At 70.4% G+C, this 15516-nt stretch carries 11 protein-coding genes and 1 pseudogene; 5 read left to right on the top strand and 7 right to left on the bottom strand.

The window, feature by feature from the left end; translation table 11 throughout:
• Positions 1-42 precede the first annotated feature (42 nt).
• A complete protein-coding gene (gene hemE, locus O7543_RS09895; protein ID WP_281554090.1) occupies positions 43-1149 on the bottom strand; it encodes a uroporphyrinogen decarboxylase in 1107 nt (368 codons plus the stop codon).
• A 185-nt stretch (positions 1150-1334) separates the two neighbouring features.
• On the opposite strand from hemE, the gene O7543_RS09900 reads away from it, so the two are divergent.
• Positions 1335-1910 carry a DUF3000 domain-containing protein gene (locus tag O7543_RS09900; protein WP_281554089.1) on the top strand — a complete coding sequence of 192 codons (576 nt, stop codon included), beginning with the start codon at positions 1335-1337 and terminating at the stop codon, positions 1908-1910.
• A 5-nt stretch (positions 1911-1915) separates the two neighbouring features.
• Here O7543_RS09900 and O7543_RS09905 read toward each other — a convergent pair whose 3' ends face one another.
• On the bottom strand, positions 1916-2935 hold the full coding sequence (locus O7543_RS09905) for a S1C family serine protease (RefSeq protein WP_281554088.1): 1020 nt from the start codon (positions 2933-2935) through the stop codon (positions 1916-1918).
• 247 nt (positions 2936-3182) lie between these two features.
• Between O7543_RS09905 and O7543_RS09910 the strand changes: the two genes are divergently transcribed.
• Positions 3183-4487: an HRDC domain-containing protein gene (locus O7543_RS09910; protein ID WP_281555523.1), complete on the top strand. Its 1305-nt coding sequence runs from the start codon at positions 3183-3185 to the stop codon at positions 4485-4487.
• A gap of 66 nt (positions 4488-4553) precedes the next feature.
• Here the strand turns inward: O7543_RS09910 and galE are convergent, their stop codons facing one another.
• Positions 4554-5555, bottom strand: coding sequence for a UDP-glucose 4-epimerase GalE (gene galE, locus O7543_RS09915; protein ID WP_281554087.1), 1002 nt, complete (start codon positions 5553-5555; stop codon positions 4554-4556).
• 260 nt (positions 5556-5815) lie between these two features.
• Between galE and O7543_RS09920 the strand changes: the two genes are divergently transcribed.
• Both O7543_RS09920 and O7543_RS09925 read left to right on the top strand, forming a co-directional pair.
• Positions 5816-7027, top strand: coding sequence for a thiolase family protein (locus O7543_RS09920; RefSeq protein ID WP_281554086.1), 1212 nt, complete (start codon positions 5816-5818; stop codon positions 7025-7027).
• The gene (locus O7543_RS09925) at positions 7024-9093 is read left to right on the top strand and encodes a 3-hydroxyacyl-CoA dehydrogenase NAD-binding domain-containing protein (protein WP_281555522.1); all 2070 of its coding nucleotides are present in this window, start codon (positions 7024-7026) and stop codon (positions 9091-9093) included. Before O7543_RS09920 ends, O7543_RS09925 begins: the two co-directional genes overlap by 4 nt.
• A 93-nt stretch (positions 9094-9186) precedes the next feature.
• On the opposite strand, the gene O7543_RS09930 is transcribed toward O7543_RS09925, so the two are convergent.
• From O7543_RS09930 to O7543_RS09940, 3 genes are all read right to left on the bottom strand, one after another.
• A complete protein-coding gene (locus O7543_RS09930) occupies positions 9187-9489 on the bottom strand; it encodes a DUF6342 family protein (RefSeq protein ID WP_281554085.1) in 303 nt (100 codons plus the stop codon).
• A gap of 413 nt (positions 9490-9902) precedes the next feature.
• Positions 9903-11072 (bottom strand): HAMP domain-containing sensor histidine kinase, encoded by a 1170-nt coding sequence (locus O7543_RS09935; protein WP_281555521.1) that lies wholly within the window; start codon positions 11070-11072, stop codon positions 9903-9905.
• A gap of 74 nt (positions 11073-11146) precedes the next feature.
• A complete protein-coding gene (locus O7543_RS09940) occupies positions 11147-11833 on the bottom strand; it encodes a response regulator transcription factor (protein ID WP_281554084.1) in 687 nt (228 codons plus the stop codon).
• Between the two features lie 677 nt (positions 11834-12510).
• Here O7543_RS09940 and O7543_RS09945 point away from each other — a divergent pair.
• Positions 12511-13050 (top strand): annotated as a pseudogene (locus O7543_RS09945) (endo-1,4-beta-xylanase); the annotation flags it as partial.
• 426 nt (positions 13051-13476) lie between these two features.
• Here O7543_RS09945 and dxs read toward each other — a convergent pair.
• Complete coding sequence (dxs, locus tag O7543_RS09950; RefSeq protein ID WP_281554083.1) at positions 13477-15468, bottom strand: 1-deoxy-D-xylulose-5-phosphate synthase; 1992 nt, start codon at positions 15466-15468, stop codon at positions 13477-13479.
• Positions 15469-15516: the final 48 nt, after the last annotated feature.

The following is a 15516-nucleotide window of genomic DNA, read 5'->3' on the forward strand; positions in this document are numbered from 1 at the left end:
GTAGTCGGGCCGGCCGGCCGGGCCTACCCGGGTGTGACGCGGTCAGCGCTGCGACGTCTCGTGCACCAGCTCGACGACCCTGGTCAGCACGTCGGGATCGGTTTCCGGCAGCACTCCGTGACCGAGGTTGAACACGTGTCCGGGGGCGGCGAGCCCGTCGGCCAGCACCCGCCGGACCTCCGTACGCACCACCGGCCACGGCGCGAGCAGCAGACTCGGGTCGAGGTTGCCCTGTACCGCACGGTCCGGGCCGATCCGCACGGTCGCGGCGTCCAGGGGGGTACGCCAGTCCACCCCGACCACATCCGCGCCGGCCTCGCCCATCGCACCGAGCAACTCGGCGGTCCCGACTCCGAAATGGATTCTGGGCACTCCGGCGGCGGCCAGTCCGTGCAGCACCGCTGCGGAGTGCGGCAGGACGTGCCGACGGTAGTCGGCCTCGGAAAGCGTGCCGGCCCAGGAGTCGAACAGCTGGACCGCGGCGACGCCCGCCGCGACCTGCACCCGGAGGAACTCCAGGGTGATCTCGGCGAGCCGGCCGCAGAGCGCGTGCCAGGTCTGCGGATCGCCGTGCATCAGGGCCTTGGTCCGCCCGTGGGTCCGCGACGGTCCGCCTTCGACCAGGTAGCTGGCCAGGGTGAACGGCGCACCCGCGAACCCGATCAGCGGGGTTGCACCGAGTTCGGCGACCAGCAGCCGGACCGCCTCGTCGACGAAGCCGACGTCGTCGGGGGTGATCCGGCGGAGCCGGCCGACATCGGCGGCGCTGCGGACCGGTTCGGCGATGACCGGCCCGGTGCCGGCGACGATGTCCAACTCGACGCCGGCCGCCGCGACCGGAACGACGATGTCGCTGAACAGGATCGCGGCGTCCACGCCGTGCCGGCGTACCGGCTGCATGGTGATCTCGGCGACCAGGTCCGGCTGCCGGCAGGACTCCAACATGCCGATCCCGCTGCGCAACTGGCGGTACTCGGGCAGCGACCGACCGGCCTGGCGCATGAACCACACCGGCGTGTGCGGCACCCGTTCCCGGCGGCAGGCCCGGACGAAGGCGGAGGTGGCCAGCGGCGCCGCCGGGGCCGGGGCCGGCGCGGGTGTGTCGGGTGTCGCGTCGTGGGCGGCGTTGCCCGGTGTCGTCGTGGTCATCGGCGCCCATGGTGCCACGGTCGCCCGGCTGGTCGGCAGCCGCCGCCCCGATCCGATCCGCCCCGGTCGGATCCGGGCCGCACTGAGCCGATCCTTGGCCGGCGAAGCGCTGCCGTCGCGGTCACCGCTGCCGGGCCCGGCGCGCCGATCCCCATCTGGTCGGACCGCAGCCTAGGCTTTTGGCCATGGCCCCCCTTACCGCGTTGCCCGAGGCGTTCCACCGCGCCGTCGCCGGACTGCGCGCGGTGACCCCTCGGGAGGAGATCCAGATCGAGGAGGTCGGTGCCCCTCAGCGGCTGGCCCCGTACGCGTTCGCGTTGAGCGCCACGGTGCTGCGCGGCTCGGAGGAGGTGGCCACCGGACGGTTGGTCCTGCTGCACGACCCGGACGGACACGACGCCTGGCAGGGCACCCTGCGCCTGGTGACGTACGTCACCGCCGACCTGGAGGTTGACCTGGTCGCGGACCCGCTGCTGCCGACCGTCGGCTGGACCTGGTTGACCGATGCGTTGGACGTCCACGAGGCCGCCTACGGTGCCCTGGGCGGCACGGTGACGCAGACCTGCTCCACCCGCTTCGGCGAGCTGGCTGGCCCACCTGCGGGCGGCGACATCGAGATCCGCGCTTCGTGGACGCCGTCGACCACCGGGCTCGACGCCCACCTGAGGGCCTGGTGTGACCTGCTGGCGTCGACCGCCGGTCTGCCGCCGCCGGGGGTGACGGTGCTGCCGGGCCGGCGGCGGCCGACCGGCACCACCTGACGCGATCAGCAGATCTCGAACACGTCGCAGGCGGTACGGATCGGCACAGCCAGCCCGATCCCCTCGGCGTCGCGGGCCTTCGCGGTGGCGATGCCCACCACCTGTTTGCCGCTGTTGATCACCGGCCCGCCCGAGTTGCCGGGGTTGATCGGAGCGTCGAACTGGATGACCGGGCCGGTGCTGTCGTCGGCATCCCGCAACGCGCTGACCACCCCGGTGGTCACCGAGTCGACGAGCCCGAGCGGAGCCCCGACCACTACGATCTGCTGACCGGACTTGACCTCGTCGGGAGCTGGCGGCAGGCCGGGGAACGAGCGGTCGGTCCGCAGCTGCGCCACGTCGCTGTCCTCGTCAACCGCGACGACCGCCGCCTCGATCCGTTCACCGTCGCGCTCGAGAAAGACGCGCCGGTTGCCGGCCAGATAGCTGGGCTCGACGACGTGGTAGTTGGTCAGCAGATTGGTGCCGCCGTCGGCTGACTCGCCCACCGCGAAGGCCGTGCCGGTGAACCGCCCGGCGCTGACCCGAAAGACGCTGGGCAGCACCGCCGTGGCGATCGCCTCCGGGTCGAAGGCCGCGCCGACCTGCCGTTCCAACTCGGCGGCGCGCGCCTCGACCAACTCGAAGCGGTCGGAATCGGCTCCCTGCGCCCGGGCCAGCCGCTGGTCGACCTCGGCCAGTCGGGTGGTCAACTGACGGATCTGGTGCGTCTGGAAACCCGCCAGGCCGGCCAGAAGCAGGACCAGCAGCAGCGCAGTCGCCCCTGGCCACCCCCGCCGGACCGGGGTGACCCGGCGAAGCTGGTCGGCCGGCGGCGCCCACGAGCCCGGACGGTCCGAGGTCGCCCAGGGCGTCGGCGCGTCGGGAGCAGGGGGCGGCTCGCTCGCTACATGGGTCTCCTCGGCGGCATGGGCGTCCTCGGCGGTATGGGCCGCCGGTAGCGTATGCGCCTCCGGAGCGTCATGTCGCGGGCCCGGAATGTCCGGGACAGCAACGGAGCGCGGATCGTCGTACCCACTGGTCATGTCGTGGCAGCCTCTCCTTCAACGCGGCAGCCGGCCCACCTGCCGCTGAGCGGCGATACGACCGTACCGGGCAGTACGGTATTTGTCGTCACCTCTCGCCCGGTGATCACACGATTGCCACCCGTTGGACACATAACCGGGGTGTCGCCGGTCAACTCGACCGGCCCGGAGCCGACGCGCCGGTGACACCTTGTGCAGCCGGCACCGGGCCGGGCACTAGGGTTGCCAGGTGACCGACGAATCCCCCCTGCGCCGTCGGACCGCGCAACGCCCAGCAGGGAGCGAGCCGCACCACCCGCTGGCGCAGCCGCCGGCGTCCGATGTCGTGGGGTCCGACTCCTCGCCCGGCGGGCCCGTTGCGCTGACCGCTCCCCGCGACGGCACCCCTGCACCGGTGGCCGACGACGACGCTCTCGCCGAGGCCGTTGCCCGATTCGCTGCCGGCTCCGGTCCGGTCGCCATCGACGCCGAACGCGCCTCCGGATACCGCTACACCCAACGCGCCTATCTGGTGCAGCTACGCCGGGCGGGTGCCGGTACCGCGCTGATCGACCCGCTGCCGCTGCCCGACCTGGGCACGCTCGACGCCGCGATCGCCGATGCCGAATGGGTGCTGCACGCCGCCAGCCAGGATCTGCCCTGCCTGGCCGATGTCGGGCTGCGCCCACGCCGGTTGTTCGACACCGAGTTGGCCGCCCGGCTGGCCGGCTACGAGCGGGTGGGGCTGGCCGCGCTGACCGAGGCACTGCTCGGCTTCTCGCTGGAGAAGCATCACTCCGCCGCCGACTGGTCGACCCGCCCGCTACCGGAGTCGTGGCTGACCTACGCGGCGCTCGACGTCGAACTGCTGGTCGAGCTGCGGGACGTACTCGCCCTGGAGTTGGAACGCCAGGGCAAGCAGCAATGGGCTGCCGAGGAGTTCGCCGCCCTGGTCGCCTGGGGCAGCCAGCCGACCCGGGTACGGCCGGAGCCGTGGCGGCGGACCTCCGGCATTCACCGGGTACGCGGAGCGCGGGCCCAGGCCCGGGTACGCGCGTTGTGGCAGGCCAGGGACGACGTCGCCGCCCGCCGCGATTCGGCACCGGGCCGGGTGCTGCCGGATTCGGCGATCATCGCGGCGGCCGAACTCGATCCCCGGGACGAGCGGGCCCTGCTGGCGTTGCCTGGTTTCAACGGCCGCTCGGTCCGGCGCTTGGCGCGGATCTGGCTGGACGCGCTGGACGTCGCCCGCGCCCTGCCCGACGACGCCCTGCCGACCACGCCTGCGGTCGACGGCCCTCCCCCGCCGCACCGCTGGGCGGAACGGGACCCGGCGGCCGCGGCACGGTTGGCCCGGTGCCGGGAAGTGGTGATCCGGACGGCCGCGGCGAACCTGCTACCGCCGGAGAACCTGATCGCGCCGGACTCGGTCCGCCGGCTCGCCTGGACTCCGCCGGAGAAGATCAGCGACGAGTCGGTGGCGGCGACGCTGCAGGGGTTCGGTGCCCGTACCTGGCAGGTGTCGTTGATCGTGGCGGAGCTGAGCGCGGCGCTGCGGGACCCGCCGCGGTAGACCGCTGCGGCGGGTCCCAGGAAGCGTCGCGATCAGGGCCGCCGTGGACGCGGCCGGACGCCGGACTCAGTCGTCGAGCACCTGGTCCCGCCGCGCCGACCAGGCCAGGGAGTGCCGGATGCCGTCGGCGATGGACAGCTCGGGCTTCCAGTCGAGCAGCCGACGCGCCCGGACGCTGCGGGTGTACGAGCCGGCGGCGTCACCGGGGCGGGGCCCGGTCTCCCGGACCCGCAGCGGCTGGTCGACCACGGAGCGGAAGGCCTCGACGAACTCACGCACCGTGGTGCCGTCGCCGGTGCCGAGGTTGAGCACCTCGTAGCGCCGGTCGGCGCCGACCGGCAGAATCTCGTCGAAGTGGCGCAGCGCCTGCACGTGTGCCCGGGCCAGGTCCCAGACGTGGATGAAGTCTCGGATTCCCGAGCCGTCGCGGGTGGGCCAGTCAACCCCGGTGATGGCGAACTCGGCCCCGGTCTGCACGGCGGTGATCAGCTTGCCGAGGACGTGGGTGGGCTGGCGGATCTGCAGGCCGGTACGCAGCTGCGGGTCGGCGCCGATCGGGTTGAAGTAGCGCAGCGACAGCGCCCGCAGCGGCATGGCGGCGGCGCAGTCGGCGAGCAGCGTCTCCATCACCGCTTTGGTCCGCGCGTACGGACTGGTCGGCTCGAGCGGTGAGGACTCGTCGACGGAGAAGTCTTCACCCGGCCGGTAGATCGACGCAGAGGAGCTGAACAGGTACCGCTCGGCTCCGTTGCGGGCCACGTGGTCGATGAAGTCGATCGACTTCGCGACGTTCTCCCGGTAGTAGCGCAGCGGTTCGGCGACCGATTCGGGCACTACGATCAGCGCCGCGGCGTGCACCACCGCGCTGATGTCCGGGTGTTCGGCGAAGATCCGGTCGATCAGGGCACCGTCGGCGATGTCGCCCTGGTAGAAGATCCGGTCGCGGGTGAACTCGATCCGCCCGGTGACCAGATTGTCCAGCACCACCGGCTCAATGCCGTCGTCGAGGCATGCGGAGGCGATCGTACTGCCGATGAAGCCCGCGCCTCCGGCGATCAGAACCTTCACCGTGTCTCCTCTGTTGGATTGTCGTCCGTCTGGGTTGGTCGTCGGTCGCCCGTCCGGCGGGTCGCGAATGTCCGGTGCGGGCGGTGGCGCACGATTGACATCACGGTACCGGAGCCGGGTCGAGCGCTCCGCCGGAGGCGACCCCCGACCGGTGGCCCGGGTGTGGCCCGGGCCACACCCGGGCCACCGGTCGACGATTGTTACCGACAAGTAGCATGGAAGTCTGCCCCGCGTACCCAGGCCGGCAAGGAGGCCCCATCGTGCCGCGTGAAGTCCGGGACGTCGTCTTCGTCGACGGCGTCCGCACCCCGTTCGGCAAGGCCGGCGGGATGTACGCCCACACCCGCGCCGACGACCTCGTCATCCGCTGCATCCGTGAACTGCTGCGGCGCAACCCGCAACTACCCCCCGACCGGGTCGAGGAGGTAGCCATCGCGGCGACCACCCAGACCGGCGACCAGGGACTGACCATCGGTCGCACCGCCGCGCTGCTGGCCGGGCTACCCAAGACGGTGCCCGGCTTCGCCATCGACCGGATGTGCGCCGGCGCGATGACCGCGGTCACCTCGGTAGCCGGCGGCATCGCGATGGGTGCCTACGACGTGGCGATCGCCGGCGGCGTCGAACACATGGGCCGGCATCCGATGGGCGAAGGCGTCGACCCCAACCCGCGCATCCTCGCCGAGAAGCTGGTCGACCCGTCCGCGCTGATCATGGGCGCGACCGCAGAGAACCTGCACGACCGGATGCCCGGCGTCACCAAGGCGCGCGCCGACGCCTTTGCCCTCGCCTCCCAGGTCAAGACCGCCAAGGCGTACGCCAACGGCAAGCTGCAGCCGGACCTGGTCCCGGTGGCGGTCCGCGACCCGGAGGCCGGCTGGGGGCTGGCAGTCGTCGACGAGGCGCCCCGGGAGACGTCGCTGGAGAAGCTGGCCACCCTCAAGACCCCGTTCCGGCCGCACGGGCGGGTCACCGCCGGCAACGCCGCCGGGCTCAACGACGGTGCGACCGCCAGCGTGATCGCCGCCGAGGACGTGGCCCGCGAGCTGGGGCTACCGGTGGCGATGCGGCTGGTCTCGTACGGCTTCGTCGGCGTCGAACCGGAGGTGATGGGTGTCGGCCCGATCCCGGCGACTGAGAAGGCTCTGCGGCTTGCCGGGCTGGGCATCGACGACATCGGCCTGTTCGAGCTGAACGAGGCCTTCGCCGTCCAGGTGCTGGCCTTCCTCGACCACTTCGGCGTCGACGCCGACGACCCGCGGGTCAACCCGTGGGGTGGCGCCATCGCCATCGGGCACCCGCTGGCCTCCTCCGGCGTACGACTGATGACCCAGCTGGCCCGGCAGTTCGCCGAACATCCCGAGGTGCGCTACGGGCTGACCGCGATGTGTATCGGCATCGGCATGGGCGGCTCGGTCATCTGGGAGAACCCGGCCTGGACCGGCCCGGCACAGCAGGGAGACGAGAACTGATGCTGCACAACCCCGACGAGGTGGTCACCCGGGCGCTGGTCCGGCAGGTGAACGTACCCGGACTGGACCGGCCCGCCGCGCTGATCACCCTGGACAACGGCCTGGACCACCGCAAACCCAACACCCTCGGGCCGACCGGGCTGGCCGGCCTGGACGCGGCGATCACCGAGGCGCTGGCCGGCGAGCCGGCCTTCGTGGCGGTCACCGGCAAGCCGTACGTCTTCTGCGTCGGCGCCGACCTCACCGCGATGCCGCAGCTCGTCGACCGTGAGCAGGCGCTGGAGATCGGCCGGACGGGCCACCGGATCTTCGCCCGGCTACGCGACAGCGCGGTGCCGACCTTCGCGTTCGTCAACGGTGCCGCGATGGGTGGCGGGCTGGAACTCGCCCTGCACTGCCACTACCGGACACTGTCCGGCGGAGCCGGTCCGCTGGCCCTGCCGGAGGTGTCCCTCGGTCTGGTACCGGGCTGGGGAGGCACCCAGTTGCTGCCGAACCTGATCGGCATCCCGGCCGCCGCGCAGGTGATCATCCAAAACCCGTTGACCCAGAACAAGATGCTCAAGCCGAAGCAGGCCGCGGAGATGGGCATCGCCGACATCCTGCTCGAACCGGCCGATTTCCTGGAGCGGTCCCTGCAGTGGGCGGCTGGCGTGGTCACCGGCGAGGTCACCGTCGACCGCCCGGAGGTCGACCGGGACATGTGGGACGGGGTGCTCTACTTCGCCCGCCAGCTGCTCGACCAGCGGCTGCACGGCGCGGTACCGGCCGCCTACCGGGCCCTCGACCTGCTCGCGCTGGCCAAGGAGACCCCGTTCACCGACGGCACGGCCGCCGAGGACGAGGCCCTCGCCGACCTGATCCTGTCCGAGGAGCTGCGCAGCGGGCTGTACGCGTTCGACCTGGTCCAGCGACGCGCCAAGCGGCCGGCCGGCGCCCCCTCGGCGGACCTGGCCCGGCCGGTCACCAAGGTCGGCGTCGTCGGGGCCGGGCTGATGGCTTCCCAGCTGGCGCTGCTGTTCGCCCGCCGACTGCAGGTGCCGGTGGTGCTCACCGATCTGGACCAGGCCCGGGTGGACGCCGGACTGAGCTACGTGCACTCCGAGATCGAAAAGCAGGTCGGCAAGGGCCGGATGGACACCGGTACGGCGGCGAAGCTGCTGGCGCAGGTGAGCGGGTCGGTCGACAAGAGCGCCTTCGCCGACGCCGATTTCGTCATCGAGGCCGTCTTCGAGGACCTCAAGGTCAAGAAGCAGGTGTGGGCCGAGGTCGAGGCGATCGTCGGCCCCGAGACGATCCTGGCCACCAACACCTCGTCGCTGTCCGTCTCCGACATGGCCGCCGACCTGGCTCACCCCGAACGGGTGGTCGGCTTCCACTTCTTCAACCCGGTCGCCGTCCTGCCCCTGCTGGAGATCGTCCGCGGGGAGCGGACCGACGACGCGACTCTGGCCACCGCGTTCGCCGTCGGCAAGCAGCTGCGCAAGTCCTGCGTGCTGGTGTCGGACGCCCCGGCGTTCGTGGTCAATCGGCTGCTCACCCGGTTCCTCGGCGAGATCTTCGCGGCAGTGGACGCCGGCACGCCGCCGGAGGTCGCCGACGCCGCGCTGGACCCGCTCGGCCTGCCGATGCGGCCGCTGGCCCTGCTGCAACTGGTCGGCCCGCCGGTGGCCCACCATGTCGGTGGTACGTTGCACGCCGCGTACCCGGACCGGTTCACGGTCAGCGACAACCTGCGGCGGATCGCCGAGTCCGGGCTGCCGCTGATGGTGGACGACGAGATCAACCCCGAGATCGGCAAGCTGTTGGAGGTCGGGTCGCAGCCGTTGACCGCCGAGCAGGTCCGGCAACGGGCCCTCGACGCGTTGGCGCAGGAGGCCCGGCTGATGCTCGACGAGGGTGTGGTCGCCGAACCACAGGACATCGACCTGTGCATGATCCTCGGCGCGGGGTGGCCGTTCCACCTCGGCGGGATCACCCCGTACCTGGACCGGACCGGCACCGCGCAGCGGGTGACCGGCCGGCGGTTCCTACCCGCCGGGGTGGCCAGCAGCCCAGCCGATTGACCGGACAAAACGGAGCGGGATGTCGAGGCCGAAGTTCGGCTCGACATCCCGCTTGCCGCCTGAGCTTGCCTAACTGCAGGACAAATTCCAGACCTACTTGTAGGACAAGTTCGTCTGACCCTCGATCACCCGGCCGGCGATGTACAGATTACCAGCCGAGTCGAGAACCGCAATGATCTTCTTTTGGCTCCCGTGATGGGTCGTGAAGAAGATCTTGTCCGCTTCCTGCGAGGTCGAGTAGTTCGTGTTGACCGAAAGCTCGATACTGACCGGCGAACTGATCAGGACGTCCTTCTTGGGCGAGCTCTCGTAGACCTGGTTCTGCCGGAGCCGGATGCGTCCGTGAGTGTCACCCTCGTCCCAATCCGTTGCGAGTCCAAGATCGACGTCGGGCATCGGATCTCCTTTCGTTTGCCCGGATTCTCTCCGGTAGGTCAACCCAACTGGACAACCGCATCGGAGTCGATACACCTCAGTCATCGACGCGACCTATTTCTCCCACCCGATCCGGCGCCAATTCAATGGTATGACAGCCCCAACCGCCTTGGCTAGACACAAAATTTGTCAGCAAAGCCGACCAACATCTTCACCTCGATGCAATTTCCACGACTACCGACTCCACCAACCGACCATTTCGTCCCAAACGACTGACCGGCACCGCAACACATGTTAATTCGAGAAGATGATTCACATGGCCGGTTCCGACAAAACATATTCATCGAACCCAAAGTCAAACCGATGGAGTGAAGTGAACATTGCTGACACCGGGCCTCAGCAAGCGGGCCGCAGGGTCAGGGCGCGGCGGCAGGTCAGTTCCGACGTACCGGTGAGGCGGCCACCTGCAGTGGCGTGTCAGCAGCGGGCAACATCAAGGTGACTTCAAGGCCGCCCCCGGGTTGGGACACGGCGGACACCGTACCGCCGTGCGCGTCGGCCACCGCCCGTACGATCGACAGGCCCAGGCCGGAGCCGCGCGCCCCGGTCCGTTCCCGGCCACCCCGGCGGAACGGCTCGAACAGGCCCGGCACGTCAGCCTGGTCCACCTCGAAGCCGGTGTTGCCGACCAGCAGGTAGACGTGCGACCCGTGGCTGCCGGTCCGCACCCACAGCCGACCGTGCAGGTGGTTGTAGCGCACCGCGTTCTCGATCAGATTGCCGGCCAACCGGTCCAGCAGGCTGGGGTCGCCGATCACCACCGCCGGGTCCAGGGCGGTACGGACGTCCAGCTTGAGCCGGCGGGTCTCGGCCTGCACGGCCGACAACGCCGCACAGACCCCCTCAGCCAGGTCCCGGGGCACCTTACGGACCAGCCGCCGCCCGGACTGCGCCTCGCTGCTGGCCAGCACCAGCAACGCGTCGAACAGCCCGTTGGCCCGCTCCGAGGCGTCCCGGACCACCGTCGCCATCCGCCTGTACTCGGCCAGGTCGGCGGTGTCGTCGGCCATCGTCACGTCGATCTCGGTGCGCATCACCGCCAGCGGGGTACGCAGCTCGTGGGAGGCGTTGGCAACAAACCGCTTCTGGGCCTCGAACGACGCGCTGAGCCGGTCCAGCATGTCGTCGAAGGTCGCGGCGAGCTCAGCCACCTCGTCACCGGTGCCGGAGTAGCCGATCCGCTGATCCAGGGTCTGTTCGCCGAGCCGCCGGGCGGTCGACGTCACCTGCTGCAGCGGACGCAGCGCCCGGCCGACGACGGCGTACGCACCGACCACCCCGACCACGCTGATCGCCAGCAGCGCGACCAGCGCCTTGGCCAGCAGCTCACGGGACGCCCGCTCGACGATCCCGTCCTGCCAGGCTGCCGCGTCCATCTCGCGACCGTCGGCGAGCACCACGGTGGTCCCCGGCACGAGCTGGTCCGCCGGTCGCAGCGCGTCGGTGACCAGCAGCCAGGCGAGCAGTACGAAGACGGCCAGCGAGCCGACCAGCAGGACAGCGTTGAACAGAGTGAGCCGCAGCCGCAGGGTCGGCCGGGGCATGCGCAGCGTCGGCCAGCGTCGACGCCTCGGGTCCACCACCGACGCCGCCGGGGCAGCAAATCCGGGCAGCCGGTTCACTGGTACGCCTCGTCACGCGGCTCCGGCCCGGTCACGCGGTACCCGGCCCCGACCACGGTCTCGATAAGCGGGGGTTCCCCGAGCTTGCGACGCAGTGTCATCACCGTCACCCGTACGGTGGTGGTGAACGGATCGGTGTTGGCGTCCCAGACCCGCTCCAGCAGCTCCTCGCTGGACACCACCGCCCCGCGCGCCTTGACCAGCTCCTCCAACACGCCGAACTCCTTGCGGGTGAGATCGACCGGCTGGCCGTCCCGGGTGGCCAGCCGGCGGGCGGGGTCGACGGTCAGGTCGGCGACGGTTAGCACTGGCGGGGCCGCCGGGGTGGCCCGCCGGCCGAGGGCCTGCACCCGGGCGACGAGCTCGGTGAACGCGAACGGCTTCGGCAGGTAGTCGTCGGCGCCCAACTGCAGACCTTCGACCCGGTCGGCGACGGTGCCGCTGGCGGTCAGCATCAGCACCCGGGTGAGAGCGCCGGAGCTGACCAGGTCCGCGCAGATCTGGTCACCGTGCACACCGGGCAGGTCGCGGTCGAGCACCACCACGTCGTAGCGGGTCACGAAGGCCATCTCGTGTCCGGCGGAGCCGTCGTACGCCACGTCGACCGCCATGCCCTGTCGACGCAGCCCACGGACGATAGCGTCGGCGAGGTTGCGCTCGTCCTCGACCACCAGTACCCGCACCGCGACCTCCTTCACCCGTCCGGTCCCACCCTGCGCAGGCCCGCGTTAAGCCTGCGTGAAGCGGCGGGTATGAATCACAAACTAGTCGAGTCGTACCCCGTTGACGCTGGGCACCGATACCGGCACCCACGACCCCACCGGTCACCATTGAAGAGCTGTCCGCAACATTTCCGGGAACTCGAGTGGGTTCGTCAAGGCGCATCGGACCCGCGAGACGACGGTGGGTCGGGACATAGCGGCGACAACAGGGCCGCGAGATGAGCCGGCCACCCCGCCGCCACCTCAAACGGCCGCCGACCGTCCACCGCGACCACGAGCAGTCATGGCCGGAAACTACCGCTCGCCAACCGCAAGTTTTCTGAATATCGATATGAGTCGATCGATGCGTTAATGCCAACACCAACTGCTCTTGGAGGACATGTTCATAAAGAATGCCGATATGCCCGATTCATCAACTTGGCGCCTCAGCACCAGGTGCCCGAACGCCCGCGCCGACTCGCCAACTTGCTCAGGTGCCCGACGCAGACAGAGATCGACACTCTCCGTCGCCACCTGGGTGGCCGACCGTCCAACTGAGCGTCATCAACCGTCCCTGCTGACCACGGATACGCATCGCCGCTGGGCAGCTCTCACCTGAAGAGTGACAGATTGTCCTACTTCCCTGTCGGAGGATCAGCATGATCTCCCAGACCCGTCCTGCCCGACGTCGGTTTCGAACGCTCTGGGCATCCGGCATCGCCGCACTTGTCGTAGTCCTGACCGTGTCGTTGATGCCGAATCTCGCCAGCGCGGCCGAAAGCACCCTGGGGGCGGCCGCCGCCCAGTCCGGCCGCTACTTCGGCACCGCCGTCGCTGCCAACAAACTCGGCGACTCGACGTACGTGAACATCCTCAACCGGGAGTTCAACAGTGTCACCGCCGAGAACGAGTTGAAACTCGACGCCACCGAACCACAACAGAACCAGTTCACCTTCACCAACGGCGACCGGATCGTCAACCACGCCATCTCCCGCGGCATGGCCGTCCGCGGCCACACCCTCGCCTGGCACTCCCAGCAACCCGGCTGGATGCAACAGATGGAAGGCAACGCCCTCCGCCAGGCCATGCTCAACCACGGCAACTCCGGCGCCCGCCGCAACTCCAACCTCCAACGCACCGGCAACGACTGGATCGAAGCCGCCTTCCGCGCCGCCCGCGCCGCCGACCCCGGCACCAAACGGTAGTTGTCAAGTCAAATTGAGACGGTTTGTGCCTGCTGGGTTGGCTGGTTGATCCAGGCCTGGTCGGGTAGCCGTGGTGCGCGTGGCCGGCGGGTGAACCGGTCCGGATGGGCGGCGTGGGCGGCGTCGAGGGCGCGTTGGCGCTGCTCGCGGACCTGCTCGGCGGTGCCGTAGCCTACCGCCCCGGCGTCCTCACCCTCCAACGCTGACCGAAACCCACACCACACCACGACGCGGCGGGCCCGGCACCACGCCGGGCCCGCCTTGCAGTCCCGGGACCGGATGTCGGCGGCGCACCTCGGCAACACGGAAAGCTTGCGATGACTCGGCGACGGCGTGTCGATGAGGCAGAGTGGATCAACCCCGAACGACGGCCGTCCGCAGAGCTCGCGGGAACCGGTGCGCGAGCGACTGACTCGACGCTCAGCTGCGCCGGCCGGCACCACGTCGGGTGGTGGCCCGGTCACCGGAAACGTCACCGACGAAGCCCGTGCCGGCCGGCGGGTCGTTGTCCGGATCATCCAGCCCGGAGATCCAGCCGGTCACGTCGCGCGCCACGTCCTGCGCGGTCAGCCGCAGATCGGCAAGGATCTGCGCCCGGCTGCCGTGCGGATGCCAGTCGGCCGGTACGCCGAGATCACGCAGCGGCACCGGCACATCGGCATCGCGCAGCGCCTTGGCAACGGCGTCCCCGACACCGCCGGTGCGTACCCCGTCCTCGACGGTGACCACCAGCCGGTGTGCGGCGGCGAGCTCGACCAGCTCGGCGGCGACTGGACGGACCCAGCGCGGGTCGACCACGGTCACCCCGTAGCCCTGCTCGGCGACCCGGGCCGCCACGTCGACGCCGAGGTGTCCGAACGCGCCGACGGCGATCAGCAGCACGTCGCGCCGGTCGGACTCGACCAGCACGTCCACCCCCCCGACCCGACGCACCGCCGGCAGGTCGGCGGCGACCGAACCGGTCGGGAAGCGCACCAGGGTCGGGCCGTCGTCGACCGCCACCGCCTCGCGCAGCTCCTCACGCAGAGTCGCCGCGTCCCGGGGGGCGGCGATCCGCAGCCCTGGCACCACCCCGAAGACCGACATGTCCCAGATGCCGTAGTGGCTGGGCCCGTCCGGGCCGGTCACCCCGGCCCGGTCCAGCACGAAGGTCACCGGCAACCGGTGCATCGCCACGTCCAGCAGCACCTGGTCGAACGCCCGGTTGAGGAACGTCGCGTAGACCGCGACCACCGGGTGCAGCCCGCCCATCGCCAGGCCGGCGGCCGAGGTGGTGGCGTGCTGCTCGGCGATACCGACGTCGTACACCCGGTGCGGGTACTTGCGGGCCAGCGACGCGATGCCGGTCGGCTCGGCCATCGCCGCGGTGATCCCGACGACGTCGGGCCGCTCGTCGGCGACCGCCACCAGCTCGTCGGCGAAGACGTGGGTCCACTTCACCGCCGGCGCGGCCAGCAGCTTGCCGGTCTCCACATCGAAAGCGCTGCTCGGACCGTGCAGGCAGTCGGCCTCGTCCTCCTCGGCCGGCCGGTAGCCGTACCCCTTTCGGGTCACCACGTGCACGATCACCGGCCCGCCGAAGCCCTTGGCCCGCTGCAACGCCGACTCGACGGCGGCCAGGTCGTGGCCGTCGATCGGGCCGACGTACTTGATGCCGAGGTCCTCGAACATGGTCTGCGGCGCGACCGCGTCCTTGATGCCCTTCTTGACCGCGTGCAGCACCTCGTACATCGGCCGGCCGACCATCGGGGTGGCGCCGAGGGTGTCCTTGACCAGGTCGAGGACCTTCTCGTAGCCGGGGTTCAGCCGTAGGGCCGCCAGGTGGTCGGCCAGACCACCGATGGTCGGCGCGTACGACCGGCCGTTGTCGTTGACCACGATGACCAGCGGGTTGCGGGCACCGGCTATGTTGTTGAGCGCCTCCCAGCACATGCCGCCGGTCAACGCCCCGTCACCGACGACGGCGACCACGCTGCGCGCCTCGCCGCGCAACGCGTACGCCTTGGCCAGACCATCCGCATAGGACAGTGCGGTGGAGGCGTGCGAGTTCTCGATCAGGTCGTGCTCGCTCTCGGCCTGGCTCGGATAGCCGGACAGGCCACCTCGTTGGCGGAGCTGGTCGAAGGCGGCCTGCCGGCCGGTCAGGATCTTGTGCACGTACGCCTGGTGACCGGTGTCGAACAGGAACCGGTCCCGAGGTGAGTCGAAGACCCGGTGCATGGCGATGGTCAACTCCACCACACCGAGGTTGGGTCCCAGGTGCCCGCCGGTGCGGGACACCTTGGCGACCAGGAAGTCACGGATCTCGGCGGACAGCACCGCCAGCTCGTCGGCGGAGAGCCGCTTGACGTCCTGAGGTGTGCGGACGGTGGCCAGCAATCGGCCGTCGGATCCTGCCTCTACCTGGCTCAATTTCGCTCCCAACTGCCCGGCGCGCGCCGATGTGCGGCGCTGGGCGGC

This window comes from Solwaraspora sp. WMMA2080, assembly GCF_027497395.1.
Lineage (GTDB): Bacteria > Actinomycetota > Actinomycetes > Mycobacteriales > Micromonosporaceae > Micromonospora_E.

Excerpts from the sequence above, each read along its gene's own strand:
- O7543_RS09930 (WP_281554085.1), bottom strand. The coding sequence starts at position 9,489 with ATGCCCGACGTCGATCTTGGACTCGCAACGGATTGGGACGAGGGTGAC.
- O7543_RS09905 (WP_281554088.1), bottom strand. The coding sequence starts at position 2,935 with ATGACCAGTGGGTACGACGATCCGCGCTCCGTTGCTGTCCCGGACATT.
- O7543_RS09935 (WP_281555521.1), bottom strand. The coding sequence starts at position 11,072 with ATGCCCCGGCCGACCCTGCGGCTGCGGCTCACTCTGTTCAACGCTGTC.
- hemE (WP_281554090.1), bottom strand. The coding sequence starts at position 1,149 with ATGACCACGACGACACCGGGCAACGCCGCCCACGACGCGACACCCGAC.
- O7543_RS09900 (WP_281554089.1), top strand. The coding sequence starts at position 1,335 with ATGGCCCCCCTTACCGCGTTGCCCGAGGCGTTCCACCGCGCCGTCGCC.